General features: G+C 68.8%; 15 protein-coding genes. 12 read left to right on the top strand and 3 right to left on the bottom strand.

Annotated features, from left to right (window positions below):
• Window positions 1-58: 58 nt before the first annotated feature.
• Window positions 59-880 (bottom strand): AfsR/SARP family transcriptional regulator, encoded by an 822-nt coding sequence (locus tag JFB92_RS02460; protein ID WP_199034528.1) that lies wholly within the window; start codon window positions 878-880, stop codon window positions 59-61.
• A 294-nt stretch (window positions 881-1,174) separates the two neighbouring features.
• Between JFB92_RS02460 and lanKC the strand changes: the two genes are divergently transcribed.
• The 5 genes from lanKC (at window position 1,175) to JFB92_RS02435 (ending at window position 8,655) form a co-directional block, all read left to right on the top strand.
• Window positions 1,175-3,730: a class III lanthionine synthetase LanKC gene (gene lanKC, locus JFB92_RS02455; protein WP_199034527.1), complete on the top strand. Its 2,556-nt coding sequence runs from the start codon at window positions 1,175-1,177 to the stop codon at window positions 3,728-3,730.
• Complete coding sequence (locus JFB92_RS02450; RefSeq protein ID WP_199034526.1) at window positions 3,723-3,821, top strand: class III lanthipeptide; 99 nt, start codon at window positions 3,723-3,725, stop codon at window positions 3,819-3,821. Before lanKC ends, JFB92_RS02450 begins: the two co-directional genes overlap by 8 nt.
• Window positions 3,822-4,234: 413 nt before the next feature.
• Window positions 4,235-4,966, top strand: coding sequence for an ABC transporter ATP-binding protein (locus JFB92_RS02445; protein WP_199034524.1), 732 nt, complete (start codon window positions 4,235-4,237; stop codon window positions 4,964-4,966).
• 9 nt (window positions 4,967-4,975) lie between these two features.
• Window positions 4,976-7,405 (top strand): hypothetical protein, encoded by a 2,430-nt coding sequence (locus tag JFB92_RS02440; protein ID WP_199034522.1) that lies wholly within the window; start codon window positions 4,976-4,978, stop codon window positions 7,403-7,405.
• Complete coding sequence (locus tag JFB92_RS02435; protein ID WP_199034520.1) at window positions 7,402-8,655, top strand: MFS transporter; 1,254 nt, start codon at window positions 7,402-7,404, stop codon at window positions 8,653-8,655. The genes JFB92_RS02440 and JFB92_RS02435 overlap by 4 nt, the downstream gene beginning before the upstream one ends.
• Before the next feature lie 90 nt (window positions 8,656-8,745).
• On the opposite strand, the gene JFB92_RS02430 is transcribed toward JFB92_RS02435, so the two are convergent.
• A complete protein-coding gene (locus JFB92_RS02430; RefSeq protein ID WP_199034518.1) occupies window positions 8,746-10,407 on the bottom strand; it encodes an ABC transporter permease in 1,662 nt (553 codons plus the stop codon).
• A 2-nt stretch (window positions 10,408-10,409) separates the two neighbouring features.
• A complete protein-coding gene (locus JFB92_RS02425; protein WP_199034516.1) occupies window positions 10,410-11,330 on the bottom strand; it encodes an ABC transporter ATP-binding protein in 921 nt (306 codons plus the stop codon).
• An 81-nt stretch (window positions 11,331-11,411) separates the two neighbouring features.
• Between JFB92_RS02425 and JFB92_RS02420 the strand changes: the two genes are divergently transcribed.
• The 7 genes from JFB92_RS02420 to rplL all read left to right on the top strand — a co-directional run bounded on the left by JFB92_RS02420 (window position 11,412) and on the right by rplL (window position 15,871).
• Window positions 11,412-11,909: a GbsR/MarR family transcriptional regulator gene (locus tag JFB92_RS02420; protein ID WP_199034514.1), complete on the top strand. Its 498-nt coding sequence runs from the start codon at window positions 11,412-11,414 to the stop codon at window positions 11,907-11,909.
• A 97-nt stretch (window positions 11,910-12,006) separates the two neighbouring features.
• Window positions 12,007-12,288 carry a preprotein translocase subunit SecE gene (secE, locus tag JFB92_RS26435; RefSeq protein WP_307788993.1) on the top strand — a complete coding sequence of 94 codons (282 nt, stop codon included), beginning with the start codon at window positions 12,007-12,009 and terminating at the stop codon, window positions 12,286-12,288.
• Window positions 12,289-12,517: 229 nt separating this feature from the next.
• Window positions 12,518-13,267 carry a transcription termination/antitermination protein NusG gene (nusG, locus tag JFB92_RS02410; RefSeq protein WP_199034512.1) on the top strand — a complete coding sequence of 250 codons (750 nt, stop codon included), beginning with the start codon at window positions 12,518-12,520 and terminating at the stop codon, window positions 13,265-13,267.
• A gap of 173 nt (window positions 13,268-13,440) precedes the next feature.
• Window positions 13,441-13,869 carry a 50S ribosomal protein L11 gene (gene rplK, locus JFB92_RS02405; RefSeq protein WP_199034510.1) on the top strand — a complete coding sequence of 143 codons (429 nt, stop codon included), beginning with the start codon at window positions 13,441-13,443 and terminating at the stop codon, window positions 13,867-13,869.
• Between the two features lie 57 nt (window positions 13,870-13,926).
• The gene (rplA, locus tag JFB92_RS02400; RefSeq protein WP_233162173.1) at window positions 13,927-14,622 is read left to right on the top strand and encodes a 50S ribosomal protein L1; all 696 of its coding nucleotides are present in this window, start codon (window positions 13,927-13,929) and stop codon (window positions 14,620-14,622) included.
• A gap of 292 nt (window positions 14,623-14,914) precedes the next feature.
• Window positions 14,915-15,454: a 50S ribosomal protein L10 gene (gene rplJ / locus JFB92_RS02395; protein WP_199034508.1), complete on the top strand. Its 540-nt coding sequence runs from the start codon at window positions 14,915-14,917 to the stop codon at window positions 15,452-15,454.
• Window positions 15,455-15,484: 30 nt separating this feature from the next.
• A complete protein-coding gene (rplL, locus tag JFB92_RS02390) occupies window positions 15,485-15,871 on the top strand; it encodes a 50S ribosomal protein L7/L12 (protein ID WP_199034506.1) in 387 nt (128 codons plus the stop codon).
• The last annotated feature ends 127 nt before the right edge of the window (window positions 15,872-15,998 follow it).

Genomic DNA, 15,998 nt, shown 5'->3' with positions numbered 1-15,998 from the left:
AGAACCACAGGCAACCACGCGGGTCCGACAACGAACCCTGGAATGCGGCTCTCGGCCCTCAGAGGACCAGATCGACGCGTGCGATCTCTCTGACTTCCGCGTGGCTGTGGTTGAGGATCGCATGTTGCAGTCGGTCGAAGTGCGGGGGCCAGTCGAGTCCGAGTGCGCTGTGCCGATCGCGCAGCGCGGTGAGATGTTCGAGCGACTGCGCGGTGTCGCCGAGGAAGAATTGCGTGACGGTGAGCAGCGCTTCGCCGGGATCGATCGCCGCCTGGCTCCGATGGAGCGTGACCGCGATCCGTTCGGCTACCACGAAGTCACCGTCCAGCAACGCGGTCTTACAGCGCACCAAGTTCATCCGCAACCACAGCCGCTGGACCCGCTGGGCCAGGACGCCGAACCATCTGGTGGCCGGAAGATCGGTCCCGAATCCGGTCAGATCGACCGACTCCAGTTCGCGGCAGAGTCGGCGGCACTCCGAGAGGCGGTCGGCGCGGATGTGTTCGAACGCGGCGTCGACCTTGCGTGTGACCTGAAAGAGGTCGATGGCGCTCTCGGGCAGGTCGAGCGACATGGCGCCGTTCGCCTGGCCCGGACTCGCGCGGTAGGTCCGCAGGACCTCCGCCGGGTCGCGCTCGCCCGAACCCAGAGCGCGGCGCAGTGAAGCCGCCGCGGTCCTGAGATTGGACTTGGCCGAGCGCGGTTCGCGTTCCTCCCATATCGATTCGGTGAGCTGGTGGTAGGCCACCAGCTGGCCGGGCGCCTGCGCCAGACGGGCGAGCAGCCCCCTGGCGGTGACCGATTTCACGGGCAGTGCACCGGACGGGACGATGATCGCGACCGGTGCGGCCAGGCGAATCTCGGGGTACTCAACTGACATCGAACGGGTCCTCGTGGGGGTAGTGTTTCGCGCCGCGAAGTGGCTTGCCGGTACGTCATTCGACCTGAGCGTGTTGCGGCACATCAGATCAGCGTTCGCGTCACCACGATTGTTCCCCGCCTGCGCAACGTAGCACAGGTTGATCGGGAAAACAGGATATCTGCCGTGACCTCCACCTTCTCATGATAATCCGTGACGAGGGGCGCACGAGGTGCACGCGAAGTGCAGTCAAGATGCGTCGGCCTGTGAAAGTAGTGACCGTCACCACGACCGACCCCTCCGGAGGATCCACGAATGGAAAGCGGCATCGCGCTCCAATGGTTGTTCGGCGACCGCGTCTGGTACACGCCCGCCGAGGAAATGGCGGATCGCGATGACGCTCACCCCATAGTGCGCCGTGCGCTCCCGACAGGTTGGGAGCGTGCCAACAACGATGTCTGGTGCGAACTGCGCCTCATCGACCAGAAGCTCCCCGAGCAGGGCTGGAAAATCCACCTCTCCGCCGTCACCGACGAGTACGAGGCGACCGTGGAGCGGGCCTGGGACGTCTGCGAGCGCGAGGGCGCCAGTCTGAAGTTCCTCAGCCACCCTCGGTTGCACTTGCTCTCCAACGCCAAGGGCGCCAACCGCGTCTCGGCCGGAAAGCTCGTCACCGCATACCCGACGGACGAGGAACACTGCCGCACGCTCGTCCAGGCCCTCCACGGCCTGCTCGGCGACCGGCCGTCCCCGTTCATCCTCTCGGACCTGCGCTGGGGGGAGAGCCCGGTGTTCCTCCGGTACGGCGCATTCAAACCGATGTGGATCGAGAGCGCGACGGGACGCCGCCCGGCGATACGCCACCCCGACGGGCACCTCGTGCCCGACCGGCGCGAACCGGCGTTCACGCTTCCGGACTGGGCCGAGCTCTCCGACTGGATCGCCTCAGGCACCGGCTTCCGACCCGCCGAGCAGCAGGAGGACCCGTCCGAGCCGACAGTCGGAGACTACGTCGTCAAAGAGGCGATGCACTTCTCGAACGCCGGCGGCGTCTATCTGGCGCTCGCACCGGACGGCTCGGAGGTCGTCCTGAAGGAGGCTCGCCCGCTGTGCGGTGTCGACGCCGAGGGCCGGGACGCGGTCGATCGGCTCCACCACGAGCACGCGGTGCTGCGAGACCTCGAAGACCTGGGCTGGACCCCGGCTCCGCTGGGCATCTTCACGGAATGGGAGCACCACTTCCTGGCGATGGAGTACTGCCACGGCAAGCCGCTGAGTGAAATGGCGGCCGAAAGCCCGCTGATCCGACCGGGTACCGGTGCCGGGGACCGTGAGGAGTTCCGCCGCGGCCTGGTCCCCCTGTTCGAAGCTCTGGAACGCGCGCTGGAGGAGATCCACGGGACCGGATGGGCCGTGGGCGATCTCAATCCGCGGAACCTCCTGTTCGACGAGGAGACCGGGGAACTGCGCATCATCGACCTGGAAGCGGCGCGGCGTACGGGCTCGGAAGCGCCACCCGGTATCGGTACGGCGGGGTTCAACCCGGGCCGCGCCATGTCTCCTGAAACGCTCGACCACTACGCCTCGGCCTGTTGTGAGATTTCGGCACTTGCGCCGTTCAACCAGGCATTTCATCTGAACGATGAGGCAGTGCCGTTCGCCCTCGAACGACTCTCGGCATGGTACGACCTCGATACCGGTCACCTGAATCGACTCGCCTCGCGGTTGACCGGCGGGCGGACGCACGGGTCCGCGCGCGGTCTCGACGTGGACCGCATGCACCGCTCCATGCGGACCGACTCCGGACAGGGCCGACCGAAGGGATCCGACCGCACCGACCCGCGCGGATTCGGCCCCGGTTCGGCGGTCGGACTGGCTTACGGCGCCGCCGGAATCGTGTTCGCCGACGCGTCGGCGACCGGCGGATTCGACCCCGACGATCTGGCCGGGATCCATGAACGCGCGCTCGCCAGCCGCCCTGAAGCCGCGCTCGGGCTCTACGACGGTCTCGCCGGTGCCGCATGGATCCTGGGCAGGGCCGGGCATCCCGGCGCCGCGGACGTGGCCGACCTGGTCCTCCAGCGGGCCGGACGGCAGCAGATCGGCATGTCCCTGTATTCGGGAGCGATCGGCGTCTGCCGCATGCTCGAGGACCTGGGCCGCTCCGAGAAGGTCGGCCCCATCGCCGAAGGGCTGCTCGGTCACCTCACCTCAGCCGAACCAGACGCACTGCCTCCCGGGTTGCTGCACGGCTGGTCGGGAGCGGCGATGTTCTTCGCCGACCAGTACCGCCGCACGGGAACCGAGACCTGGCATCGAGGCTACGACATCGCCGTGGACCGCGCCGCCGCCCACCTGCACCGCGACGGCCGCCAGGAACTGATGATGGACGGGCGCAAAGCCCTGCCGTACCTGGAACGGGGCTCATGCGGCCTGGCGCTCGCCCTCATGAGCGGCCGCGAGTGGATCGACCGGCGACGGCGCGAGGCTCTCGAACGGATCCTGACCGCCACCACCATCGACCACACCGTCGAAGCGGGACTGTTCCGCGGCCGACTCGGCCTGTGGTACACGAGCCTTCAGGCGCACCGGCTCGGTCTGGCCGATGATCCCGGCATCGATCTCGACCAGCTCGCACCGTTCGCGTGCCCGACCGGCACCGAAGACCGGCTGGCGCTGCTCGGGCGCGAATCCCACCGGCTCTCCCACGACCTCGCCACCGGCAGCGCCGGCGTCGTCTACCTGGCGGCACTGGCGGAACAACAGACTTGCCAGCTCCCGGGAATGGGACTGGCGGGAGCGGAACGGGACTCCTCCCGCTCCGGCTACGAAAGATCCATCGAAAAGCGCAAAGGAGCCGATGATGGCTAAGATTCTCGAGCTGCAGACCCTGGACGCGAAGGCGGACGGCGCTTCGCCGCAGTGGTCCACCTACAGCCTCTTCAACTGCGACAACGGCTAGTCGACCCAGTGCCGCCGTGCGCGCCGCAGGCCTTGGTTTCACCGCCCTGACCCGCGGTCGCATCGGCCGGCGCCGGACTCGATGATCTGCGTGTCCGGCCCTCGCACACGAGGATCGGACACCGGCAACCGCCAACCACGATTACCAGATAGGAGCCGATGATGGCCAAGATTCTCGAACTGCAGACCCTGGACGCCAAGGCCGACGACGCATCGCCGCAGGTCTCCTCGTTCAGCTTCTTCAACTGCGGAAACTAGTCGGGCCAGCGCCGGCGCACCTGCCGCAGGCCTTGGTTTCGCCGCCCTGACTTGCGGTTGCGTCGGCCGGCGCTGGGCTCGATGATCTGCGTGTCCGGCCCTCGCACGCGAGGGTCGGACATCCAGTGTATCCGATCGAAACGCAGAGGAGTCTCCGTGAGCAGGACATCGAAACTCGCCATGCGGGAGGTCAGTCGGAGTTTCGCCTCGCGGGGCGGATGGGTGCATGCGCTGTGGGGCGTTTCGTTCGATCTCGCTCCGGGGACGTTCACCGCCCTCATGGGACCATCGGGTTCGGGGAAGACGACCCTGGTGAACTGCGCGGTCGGGGTCGACCGGCCCAGCAGCGGCGGAGTCTTTCTGGACGGAACCGACCTCGGCGCCCTCAACGACCGCCAGCTGGCCGTGTTCCGCCGCAGCCGTGTCGGATTCGTCTACCAGGACTACGCCCTGATGGAGGCGCTCACAGTCGGCGAGAACATCGAACTGCCGTCCCGGATCGCCAAAACGGCACTCGACCGGGACTGGGTGCGACGACTCGCCGAACGCACCGGCATCGACGACCTGCTCGGCCGTCGCATCGATCAGCTCTCCGGCGGACAGCAGCAGCGCGTCGCCATCGTCCGAGCGCTCTCACTCAAACCGGCGGTCGTGGTCGCCGACGAACCGACCGGTGCTCTCGATCCCGCCTCGGCCAGGGAGATCACCAGCCTCCTGCGCGACTTGGCCGGAGAATACGGGAACACCATCCTGATGATCACGCACGACCCTCTGGTCGCATCCCGAGCCGACCGGGTGCTCGTCCTGTCCAAAGGGCGCATCGACAGGGAGGTCGAGGGAGCCGACCCCGGCGACCTGCTCGACGACCTGCTCGCCGCGGCGGACTGAAGCCTCACCATGATCCGAACCGCCATAAGGACATTCCGGTACCGCATCCTCAACCTGGGCATGCTGGTCGTCGCCATCGCCTCGGCCGCGGCGCTGCTCGGCGGGATCAACGTCGTGATCCAGTCCGCGCAGCTGGCGCACCCTGAATCGAGCTACACGGACCAACCCGATCGCGTGGTCACCGCCGACCAGCGGGTACCCGAGTCGTCGAGGCGCACCTGGGCGGACACGGCGCCGACCAGCATGGAGTCGGCCGGTGGACTGACCTCTGCCGGAGCGACCATCGTGCCCGCGTCGGTCTTCAGGATCACGCAACTGCGGTCGGACTCGCACACGGTCGAGCACCTGGACGGCCGCACCTGGTGGCCCGCACCGGACCTGCTGTCCGAAGGCCGGCGCCCGGAGGGCGGCGAGGAGGCCGTCCTCGCGTCTGCGACCGCGGACGATCTCGGGGCGGCGGTGGGAGATTCGGTCACGCTCGTCGACGGCGGCACTGAGCACGCGCTCACCGTCTCCGGCATCACTCGGACACTCCCTCACGGGGCCTATTTCGACTCCGAGACCGCGCTGAGCCTCGATGGAAACGCCGAAGGCCACGCCGATTTCATCGCCGTGTTCGCCTCCGACGACACCGACTGGGACGCGTTCGAGGCGGTTGTGGCAGACCAGGGGTTGTCGACCGTTCCGGACGAGCGGCGTGTCGACTGGGACAACGAGGTGTCCACCGCCGCCGTCGACGGCATGGTCGAGGACTTGTGGACCATGATGGGCTTCACCGTCCTCGCCGTGGCCACCCTCCTGTTCGGGTGCGTCTCCCTGGCGACCTCCAACCTCGGAAGCGAGCTTCGAGCGCTGTCGCGGCTCGGTGGCGCGGGCGGCCAGCTGCGCGCCTTCCTGCTGACCTATACGGCTGCGGGGACGATCCTCTCCCTACCCCTGACGTTCGTCCTCGGTCCGCTGGTCGCCGAGCTCATCCACCGGACACTGGGCGAGACCTGGTTCTCGATCGAGGCCACCGCCGGGCCGCTGCTGCAGGTCTGGTTCCTCCTCGCGGCGGGCGCGATCGCTCTGACCGTATTGTCCGGGAGGAACATACGGGCGGTGGTCCAAGGGAGCGGGTCCGGACTCAAGAACGTCGGACATCTTCCGAGAGCCGTCGTCACCGCGCTGCTCATAGCCGGTCTGGCCGCCACGATGGCGCTCATGAACATAGGCACGTCTCTGATGATGTTCCTGGCCGTCGGCATGGCGATGCTGTTGGCCGTTCCGCTGGTGGTCGTCACCGCACCCTGGCTGGTAGCGGCGTCGTCCGTGCTCCTGCGAGCGCTCGCGGGCCGGGGTTGGGTGATGTGGACCGCCGCGCGGTCCCTGCGTCACCGCATGCAGCCGTTGGGGAAAGCCACGGGCATGGTCGCGGTCGCCGCGGTGATCGGGCTCCACATGGTGCTGGGCTCGGTGATCGTGGGCGCGGCGTCGACGCAGGAGTGGCAGTCGGCGGTGCACGCCGGGCAGGCGGTGGTGGCGGCCGAACGCGGCGATCTGGTCGCGGCGGACGAGGAAGAACTGGGCGGGGCGGGGTTCACCGAGTTCACGATGTACGTCCAGACGCCGCGTGAGGACCTCGAACGCCTCGATGGGGGAGTCGCCTTCGGCGGCGACATGGGCCGGTACACCGTCGACGTCACCGACGGTTCCATGGACGACGTCGGCGGCACTTCGATCGCGATGTCGGTCACCGCGGCCCTGGAGACGGGCGTGGACGTGGGCGACAGCTACCGGGCGTACCTGGGAGACGGGACGCCGCTGGAAGTGACGGTCGGGGCGATCCACGCCTCCGACACGGCCTTTCCGAACATCATAGCCGGGCTCGACCTGCTCACCGAGCACCAGAGCGGCGTCGAGCTCGACGCGGTCTTTCTGGACGGCGACGCACCCGATCCGACCGGGTGGGTCGAATCGCGTCCGGGGACGACGATCATGGAAGTCGACGAGCTCACCGCGGGAGGCGCGGCGGCCTCGGGGACGGAGCTGGTGTTCCTGTCGCTGATCGTCATCATGCTCGTCCTCGGCGGGGCCAACGGCCTGGCCGCCCACTACCAGACGCGCCACACCGAACGGACCTGGCTGGCGCGCTTCGCCGCCGGACGCGGAGGTATCCGCGCGGCCACCTACGTCGAGTGCTTCGCGGTCTCGTGCCTCGGTGTCGCCTCGGCGGCGGCGGTGGTGCTGCCGCAGTACATGATCGCCTCGGCGCAGCTGCCGGGCCTCGGCCGGGCGGCCGGGGAGCTCGGCTGGATTGCCGCCGTATCGCTGGCGGTCTTCGTGGTCGCGACCTTCACCGCCGCCTCGGTGGCGTCCCGGTGGTCCGATCCGACGCGGAGGTCGGCGGCCCGGAGGACAGAGCCGGCGGCTCCGCCCGGGGAGGCCGCCTCGAAGTGAAGCCGTTCGGGCCGGCCTTTCGGGTCTACTTCTGGGGGCAGTGCGCCGCCGTGCTCGGCGGTACGGTCGTCTCCTCGGCCCTGTCGATCCTCGCGGTCGACCGGTTGGGGGCCGATTCCTTCCAGGTCGGCCTCCTGACGGTCGCGGGGACGGCGCCGATGATGCTCTTCGGCCTTCCGATCGCCGCGATGACCGACCGCGTGCGGCGGCCGCGCCGGGTGCTCCTGGCCGGGGAGCTGATTCTGGCCGGGATCGGCCTCGCAGCGACGGTCTCGATCCTCGCCGACCGGCTCCACCTGGTCACGCTGCTGCTGGTATGCCTGGCGACCACCACGGTCGGATTGGCGACGAGCACGCTCTACTTCGTCCACCTCAAGAGCCTGGTGCCCGCCGACCGCCTCATGAAGGGGCGGGCCCGCCTCCAGGGTGGAGAGCAGTCCGCGCGACTGGCGGCGCAGTCGGCCGCCGGTCACCTGGCGGTGGCCGGCGGGTTCGTGGTGTTCGCCGTCGCCGGGGTCCTCAGTCTGGTCAGTGCCCTGAGTCTCGGCCTGGTCGGCCGGGTCCGGGGCGGTGCGGAGGTCGAACGCCCTCCGGCGGGGCCGCGGACGCGCGGTTCGGCCTTCGGAGGGTTCCGCCTGATGCGAACGGTGCCGCTGCTCGGCGGACTGGTCGCGTTCGTGGCGATCAGCGCGTTGGCCTCAGGAGCGTGGAAGTCGATGACGGCGGTGTTCGTCCTGGACGGCCTCGGGCTGCCCGCCCGGTGGTACAGCTGGCTGTTCGCCGGGGCGAGCGCGGCGGCCCTGGCCGGGACCGTCCTGGTCGACCGCTTCAGCGGACGCTGGCGGTCCGAGCGCTTGATCTTCTGGACCGGTGCGTTCTCGGCGGTCCCGTTCCTGCTGCTGCCCTTGGCCACGGGCCTGGAGGTCTGGTCGGTGGCGCTGGTCGCCGCGTCGATCGCCGGGCCCGCGACGCTGGGATCGATGAACAACATCGCCCTCTCGGCGTTCGTCACGAAGGCCGTGCCGGAACGGAGCCTCGGGCGCCTGATCGTCTCGGTCCAGCTGGTGACCGCGGCGGCCACCGTACTCGGTGCGCTGGCCGGAGGGTGGCTCGGCACGCTGATGCCGGTGCGTTCGGCACTGTGGATCGTCGCCGGTGTCGCGTGCTGTGCGGTGCCGCTGCTGTGGCGCTTCGCGCGCACCGCCGAACCCGAGCCCGCGGTGGAGACCGATCGTTCGGCGCGGGTGTAGACCGCGGATCACCCGGTACGGATCCGGGCCGGTCGATCGGAGTGGATCGACCGGCCCGCTTCCCTTATTTTCTCCTGTTTCCTCAGGTCTTCAGTCGAACTGGAGGTCTCGGCGGCGCACGCCCGCGTACCCGAAGGCAGCCAGAGCGGCGGCGACCGCCGCCAGCACGATCAGCGGGAGCCAGTCCAGGTCGTCCACCGGATAGGACGGGACGTACTCGAACGGCGAGACGGCCCGGGCGGCCTGGGGCAGGTCGATCAGGTCCCCGAAGTATCCGGCGACGAAGACGTAGACCAGTGGCAGCCAGCGCAGCCAGCCGGCCCGGGGCAGCCACCCCAGGCAGACGAACGCGAACGCCACCATGACCCACACCGCCGGCAGGTGGATCAGGCCGGCCGTGAGGATCTCGCCGAAGTACGAGCCGTCCTCGAGCGACGAGGCCCCGACCGTCGCCAGCCCGAGCGCTCCGACCAGAACGCTCACCGAGGCGGTGATCATCGCGATCGGCAGGTACGAGCCGGGCCAGCCGGACCGCGGGACGGGCCCTGCCGCGAGCAGCTCCCCGCGCCCGCCGACCTCCTCCTTGCGGGCCCGTCCGATGACGAGCAGCCCGAAGATCACGGCGGCGAAGGCGTCGACGAGCGAGATCGTGGCCAGGAAGCTCTCGGTGACGGTCCCGCCCGCCTGGTCGAACACCTCCTGCTGGGCCTCGGGCATCGAGTCGAGGAAGTCGTCCGCGCTGCCGAGTACCGCTCCGTACGAGGAGCTGAGCAGGAGCAGCGTGATGGTCCCGGCCCACAGGACGCCGCGGGACAGACGGAACGACAGCGCCCCGATCGAGCTCAGGCCCGATCCGGCGGCGGACCGCCCGGGGCGGGACGACCGCAGGCCCTGCCCGAAGTCCCGCTTCGCGACCAGCGCGAAGGCCAGCCAGAACAGCGCCGCCGCCACGACGGCCGAGACCAGGACCGGAGTCCAGGTCTGCTCGGGCGTGAACGCGAACGTCTTCTGCGCCCACCCGAAGGGCGAGAGCCAGAGCGCCGCGCTGCCCTCGGGGTCCTCGGCGGCGCTGCCGGCCATGCTCATCAGGGCGCCGAAACCGAGCGCCGAGAACCCGAGCGCGTTGGAGGTCGAGCTGTAGTTCGCGATCTGCACGGCCACGGCCGTGATCGCCGCGAAGGTGATGCCGACCGCGGCGTGCGCGAGGCCGTAGAGCATCGCGCCGCCGAAATCCGCTCCGTCCATGCCGAGCACGGACAGGCCGACCAGGAGTCCGAGCGCGAGCCCGGCCAGGACGGCCAGCCATACGGCGGCGGCCAGGTCCGCGCGGCGTCCCACCGGCAGCGACCTGATGACCTCCAGCCGCGAGGTCTCCTCGTCGGCCCGGGTCAGGCGCGTGATCAGGAGGATGAACATCACCGCGGTCATCAGGGTCGACCACAGGATCATCTGGTGGGCGTACATGACCGCGAGGCTGTCGCCGTAGTGGTCGAGGTAGAGCCCGGGTCCGGTCATCGACCGGATGGCGGGCGTGTCGTAGGTGGCGGTCGATTCGATGCGGGAGCTCGGGTCCGAGTAGACCCCGGCGAGCGACGCGGCGATGACGGCGTTCATCCCGGCCAGGCCGGCGAACCAGCCGATCAGGAAGACGCGGGTGCGCCGGGCGTGGAAGCGCAGCAGCTTGCCGGTCCCGGCCAGCGTGCCCAGGCGCCCCTCCTTGAGCCGTGAGCGTTCTGCGGTTGCGGTCGCCATGGCTAGTCCCCGTTGCCGTTCGGGACCCCCGCGGAGGCCAGTTCGTCGCCGTAGTAGCGCAGGAACAGCTCCTCCAGCGACGGCGGTTCGCAGGTGAGGCTGGCGATCCCGGCGACGGCCAGCTGCGTGAGCACGTCGTCGAGCGCGCCGGAGTCGACCTGGAAGTGCAGTTCGAGGCCGTCCTCTTTCAGGTTGTGGACGCCCTCGTGGTCGCCCAGGCCGCGGATCGGCTTCTTGAGGGTCGCCCGGACCTCCGAGCGCGAGAAGTGCCGCATCTCGGCGAGCGTCCCGGTCTCGACCACGAGGCCCTTGCGGATGATGCTCACCTTCTCGCACAGCGCCTCGACCTCGCTCATGACGTGGCTGGACAGCAGCACGGTCTTGCCTTCGGCGGCGACTTCGCGCACGACCTCGTTGAACACGGCGGCCATGAGCGGGTCGAGCCCGGAGGTGGGCTCGTCGAGCAGGAACAGCTCGGCGTCGGAGGCGAAGGCGGCGACCAGGGCCACCTTCTGCCGGTTGCCCTTGGAGTAGGACCGGCCCTTCTTGCGCGGGTCGAGGTCGAAGCGCTCGAGCAGCTGGTCCCGCTTGGACTTGTCGATCCCGCCTCGCAGGCGGCCGAGCACGTCGATGGTCTCCCCGCCGGAGAGGCTGGGCCAGAGGGCGACGTCGCCGGGCACGTAGGCGATGCGGCGGTGCAGTTCGGCGGCCTCGCTCCACGGGTCGGACCCGAGGAGGCGGGCGGTGCCGCCGTCCGCTCTGAGCATCCCGAGCAGGATGCGGATGGTGGTGGACTTGCCGGCCCCGTTGGGCCCGAGGAAGCCGTGCGTCTGGCCCTCGGATACCTCGAGGTCGAGCCCGTCGAGCGCGGTGACGTGACCGAATCGCTTGACGAGTTTCTCGGTGTGGATGACAGCGGTCATAGTTTTTAAACGTACCACACATTTCATGAATTTGTGAAATGTATGATCGTGTCGAAGGTTGGAGCCGAAAGAGGGGCCGCGATGAGCGACGATGTCGACCGTACCGAAGTGATGAACTACGTGGAGCGTTTCGCGACGATGCTGGTCGAGAGCGGCATGCAGCGGATGACCGCCCGGGTCTTCTCGTACATCCTCATCGACGACGCCTCCAGCTACACCGCCGCCGAGCTGGCCGAGGGCATGGGCGTGAGCCTGGCGGCGATCTCGAACGCGGTCCGCGACCTGGTGACCGCCGGGCTCATCGTCAAGAACCGCCGGCCCGACACCCGCGCCGACGTCTACGAGATCCTCGACGACGACATCTGGGGCCGGATAATGCTCGACCGGCTGCCGCTGCTCAAGCGCTACGAGGAGCTGGCGCTCGCGGGCGTCGAGACCCTACCGCCGGGGGCGGGGCGCGACCGGATGTACCAGAGCGCGCTGTATTTCCAGTTCGCGGCCGAGCGGTTCACCGAGATGCGCGAGCTCTGGCAGGAGTTCCGCAAGCGGATGCCCGATTCGCCGCCCCCGCCGGGATGAGCGAATTACGTGTCTTGGCCCTTGCGGTATGCTGCGGGCGTGAGCTCCCCGCGCCGGCGGGGATGGCACTGCCCGACCAGACCTGGAGGAAGCCGACGTGGCCGACGACACCAGCCGCTCCGACACGACCGCGGGCAAGGGTCGTCCCACGCCCAAGCGCGGTTCCGGCAAGGTCGATCGCAACCCCTTCAAGAAACTGGGCCGCTTCCTGCGCGAGGTCGTCGAGCAGCTCCGCAAGGTCGTCTACCCGACCCGCCGCCAGCTGATCACCTACTCGATCGTGGTGCTGGTCTTCGTCGCGGTCATCATGGCCTACATCGGCGGCCTGGACCTGCTCTTCGGTGACCTCGTGCAGCGCGCGTTCGGCGCCGACTCCTGACGCGCTCCGACGTGACCTGCGCCGGATCCGCCATGCCTGGGACCGGCCGCGCGGCGGGCCGGTTACCCTAGTCGTATAACACGCGCCGGTTCCGCCGGCGCGTGACTGTTAGGGAGCCACGGTGACGCCTGCGGAACGAGATTCCGCACAGTCGGCACCGCAGTCATCCGAGTAGACCAAGCAACGTGGATCCCCGCTCCGCGGGGACGAGCCGGAATGAGAGACGAGCGTGTCTGAGTTCGACGAAGCCTTCAAGAAGGAAGCCGAGGCGCAGGCCGCGGCGGACGACGCCGAGCGCGATCTCGAGGCCGTTGAGACCAAGACCGCCGAGAACGAGCAGGCCGACTCCGGGGCGGAGGCCGAGCCCGAGATCGACCCGGCCGAGGCGCTGCGCGCCAAATACCGGTTCGCGCCCGGCGAGTGGTACGTGCTGCACTCGTACGCCGGATTCGAGAACCGGGTCAAGTCCAACCTGGGCAACCGGATCCAGTCCTTCGACATGGAGGACTACATCTACGAGGTCCAGGTCCCCACCCACACCGAGGTGGAGATCAAGAACGGCAAGCGGTCCAAGGTGGAGGCCAAGGTCTTCCCCAGCTACGTGCTGGTCCGCATGGAGATGACCCCCGAGTCCTACTCGGTGGTCCGCAACACTCCGGGCGTGACCGGGTTCGTGGGCGTGGTCGACCGCACCGACCGGCCCAGCCCGCTCCCGCTCGACGAGGTCATCCAGTGGCTGCTGCCGCCCGAGCAGAAGGCCGAGGCCGGCGCGACCGAGGAGGAGTCCTCCTCCGAGCCCGAGATCAAGGTCGACTTCACCGAGGGCGAGTCCGTGACCGTGGTCGACGGCGCCTTCGCCTCGATGCCCGCCACGATCTCCGAGATCAACGCCGAGCAGCAGAAGCTCAAGGTGCTGGTCTCGATCTTCGGCCGCGAGACCCCGGTGGAGCTGAACTTCAACCAGGTCTCCAAGCTCTAGGCGGGGCAGAGGTCCGCTGCGGCCCGGCAGTTGGCCCAGCTCACACACCTCGCTTCAGGTTCCGGCTCGGCCGGCAAGTACCATCGAGAAGTTGCGCACCCGCCGCGGGCGGGCGCGCGCACGTAAGGAACGGGGCACTCCGCCCCGTGACAGCCCAGGAAGAGAAGGACACGATGGCTCCCAACAAGAAGGCCGTTGTGACGTTCAAGCTGGAACTCGCGGGTGGCCAGGCCACTCCGGCTCCGCCGGTGGGTCCCGCCCTCGGCCAGCACGGCGTCAACATCATGGAGTTCTGCAAGGCCTACAACGCGGCCACCGAGAACCAGCGCGGCGAGATCCTCCCCGCTGAGATCACGGTGTACGAGGACCGTTCGTTCACGTTCGTCCTCAAGACCCCGCCGGCCGCGAAGCTCCTGCTCAAGGCCGCCGGTGTGAACAAGGGCTCGGGCGAGCCGCACCGCAACAAGGTCGGCAAGGTCACCGCCGACCAGGTCCGCGAGATCGCGGAGAAGAAGATGCCCGACCTGAACGCCAACAACCTCGACGCCGCCAGCAAAATCGTCGCCGGCACCGCCCGCTCCATGGGCATCACCGTCGAGTAGACCCGACCCAGTGGAAGGGCGGCGCTCGCCCTCACCACGACATCCGAAGGATGGATCATGAAGCGCAGTAAGAAGTACTCCGACCTGATGAAGCGGGTCGACAAGGCGCGCCTGTACGCGCCCGCCGAGGCCGCCGAACTGGCCAAGGAGACCTCCCCGACGAAGTTCGACGCCACCGTCGAGGTCGCCCTGCGGCTCGGCGTGGACCCGCGGCAGGCCGACCAGCTCGTCCGCGGCACCGTCTCCCTGCCCAACGGCACCGGCAAGACCGTCCGGGTCATCGCCTTCGCCGAGGGCGACAAGGCCGAGGCCGCCGTGGCCGCCGGCGCCGACGAGGTCGGCTCCGACGACCTGGTCAAGCGGATCTCGGAAGGCTGGCTCGACTTCGACGCCGCCGTCGCCACTCCCGACCAGATGGCCAAGATCGGCCGGATCGCGCGGATCCTGGGCCCGCGCGGCCTGATGCCGAACCCGAAGACGGGCACGGTCACCCCGGACGTCGCCAAGGCCGTCACGGAGATCAAGGGCGGCAAGATCGCCTTCCGCGTCGACAAGCACGCCAACCTGCACCTGACCATCGGCAAGACCAGCTTCTCGACCGACCAGCTGGTCGAGAACTACGCCGCCGCGGTCGAAGAGGTGCAGCGGCTCAAGCCGTCCAGCTCCAAGGGCGTCTACATCAAGAAGATCACCCTGACCACCACGATGGGCCCGGGCATCCCGGTCGACCCGTCGGCGGTCAAGGTCGCCTAGCGACCCGCGCCGAAGCGCGAAGAGTGTGACGTGGCCCCGGCGCAGGCTCCCTGCGCTGGGGCTTCTTCACGTCCACTGCTAGCATCTGAGACAACAACCCGAAGACCGTCGGTCACCGCCTCGAGCGGTTGTAAACCATCCAGGGGCCAACGTAGGGCGACTCGAAGCGACCATGGTGTCGAACCTTCTCACAGGTTGAGCCACAGTCATTTGCGGAGGCGTCCCAGCGGGGGGCGCCTTTTTCGCGCCTCCTGACGGTTTGAGGATTGATCAGCCGAGAAAGGAGGGAAACATGGCTGAACGGGAAAACTACCCGGCGGACAAGCAGGCCGCCATCGCCGAGCTGACCGATCGCTTCTCCAGCTCGTCGGCCGCCGTGCTCACCGAGTACCGCGGGCTGACCGTCGAGGAGCTCCAGGAGCTCCGCCGGACCCTCGGCGAGGGGGCGCGCTACCGCGTCGCCAAGAACACCCTCGCCAAGCGCGCCGCCGATGCGGCGGGCGTCAAGGGCCTGGAGGACCTGTTCTCCGGACCGACCGCGATCACCTTCATCGAGGGCGACCCGGTCGAGGCCGCCAAGGGACTGCGCGATTTCGCCAAGAACCACGAGGCGCTGGTGATCAAGGGCGGATTCATGGACGGTGCCGTCCTGTCCGTCGACGAGATCAAGCGGCTCGCCGACCTGGAGTCCCGCGAGGTGCTGCTGGCCAAGGTCGCCGGAGCGCTCAAGGGCAACATCCAGAAGGCCGCCGGCCTCTTCGCCGCTCCCGCCTCGCAGGTCGCCCGACTGGGCGCCGCGCTGGCCGACAAGAAGGAAGCCGCCGGAGAGTAGCCGGCGCGAAGACATCAGAAAGGAAACACCATGGCTAAGCTGTCCACTGACGAACTGCTCTCGCAGTTCGAGGAGATGACCCTCCTGGAGATCTCCGAGTTCGTCAAGGCGTTCGAGGAGAAGTTCGACGTCACCGCCGCCGCTCCCGTCGCCGTCGCCGCCGCCGGTGGCGCCGCCCCCGGTGGCGAGGAGGCCGCCGTCGAGAAGGACACGTTCGACGTCGTCCTCGAGTCGGCCGGCGACTCCAAGATCAAGGTCATCAAGGAGGTCCGCGGCATCACCTCGCTCGGCCTCAAGGAGGCCAAGGAGCTCGTCGAGGGCGCGCCGAAGGCCGTCGTCGAGGGCGCCAGCAAGGACGACGCCGAGAAGGCCAAGGAGGCCCTCGAGGGCGCCGGCGCCACCGTCTCGCTGAAGTAGACCGGACGCGCCGGAGCCGACCAGGCTCTACAAGGGGATTCCCAGGCCCTGTACGGCCGGGGCCGCACCGCCGAAAGGCGGCGCGGCCCCGGTTTTCGTTTTCTCCGCGCGAATCTCGAAATCCGTG

The sequence above is a fragment of the Glycomyces salinus genome (assembly GCF_016428645.1).
GTDB classification, from domain to species: domain Bacteria; phylum Actinomycetota; class Actinomycetes; order Mycobacteriales; family Micromonosporaceae; genus Glycomyces; species Glycomyces salinus.
Note: the sequence above shows the minus strand (reverse complement) of the source record. Positions and strands in the feature narration are given on the sequence as shown.

What these genes read in the sequence shown, in the direction of transcription:
- JFB92_RS02460 (WP_199034528.1), bottom strand. Translation starts at nt 880, where the DNA reads ATGTCAGTTGAGTACCCCGAGATTCGCCTGGCCGCACCGGTCGCGATC.
- lanKC (WP_199034527.1), top strand. Translation starts at nt 1,175, where the DNA reads ATGGAAAGCGGCATCGCGCTCCAATGGTTGTTCGGCGACCGCGTCTGG.
- JFB92_RS02450 (WP_199034526.1), top strand. Translation starts at nt 3,723, where the DNA reads ATGGCTAAGATTCTCGAGCTGCAGACCCTGGACGCGAAGGCGGACGGC.
- JFB92_RS02440 (WP_199034522.1), top strand. Translation starts at nt 4,976, where the DNA reads ATGATCCGAACCGCCATAAGGACATTCCGGTACCGCATCCTCAACCTG.
- JFB92_RS02430 (WP_199034518.1), bottom strand. Translation starts at nt 10,407, where the DNA reads ATGGCGACCGCAACCGCAGAACGCTCACGGCTCAAGGAGGGGCGCCTG.
- JFB92_RS02425 (WP_199034516.1), bottom strand. Translation starts at nt 11,330, where the DNA reads ATGACCGCTGTCATCCACACCGAGAAACTCGTCAAGCGATTCGGTCAC.
- JFB92_RS02420 (WP_199034514.1), top strand. Translation starts at nt 11,412, where the DNA reads ATGAGCGACGATGTCGACCGTACCGAAGTGATGAACTACGTGGAGCGT.
- rplK (WP_199034510.1), top strand. Translation starts at nt 13,441, where the DNA reads ATGGCTCCCAACAAGAAGGCCGTTGTGACGTTCAAGCTGGAACTCGCG.
- rplA (WP_233162173.1), top strand. Translation starts at nt 13,927, where the DNA reads ATGAAGCGCAGTAAGAAGTACTCCGACCTGATGAAGCGGGTCGACAAG.
- rplJ (WP_199034508.1), top strand. Translation starts at nt 14,915, where the DNA reads ATGGCTGAACGGGAAAACTACCCGGCGGACAAGCAGGCCGCCATCGCC.
- rplL (WP_199034506.1), top strand. Translation starts at nt 15,485, where the DNA reads ATGGCTAAGCTGTCCACTGACGAACTGCTCTCGCAGTTCGAGGAGATG.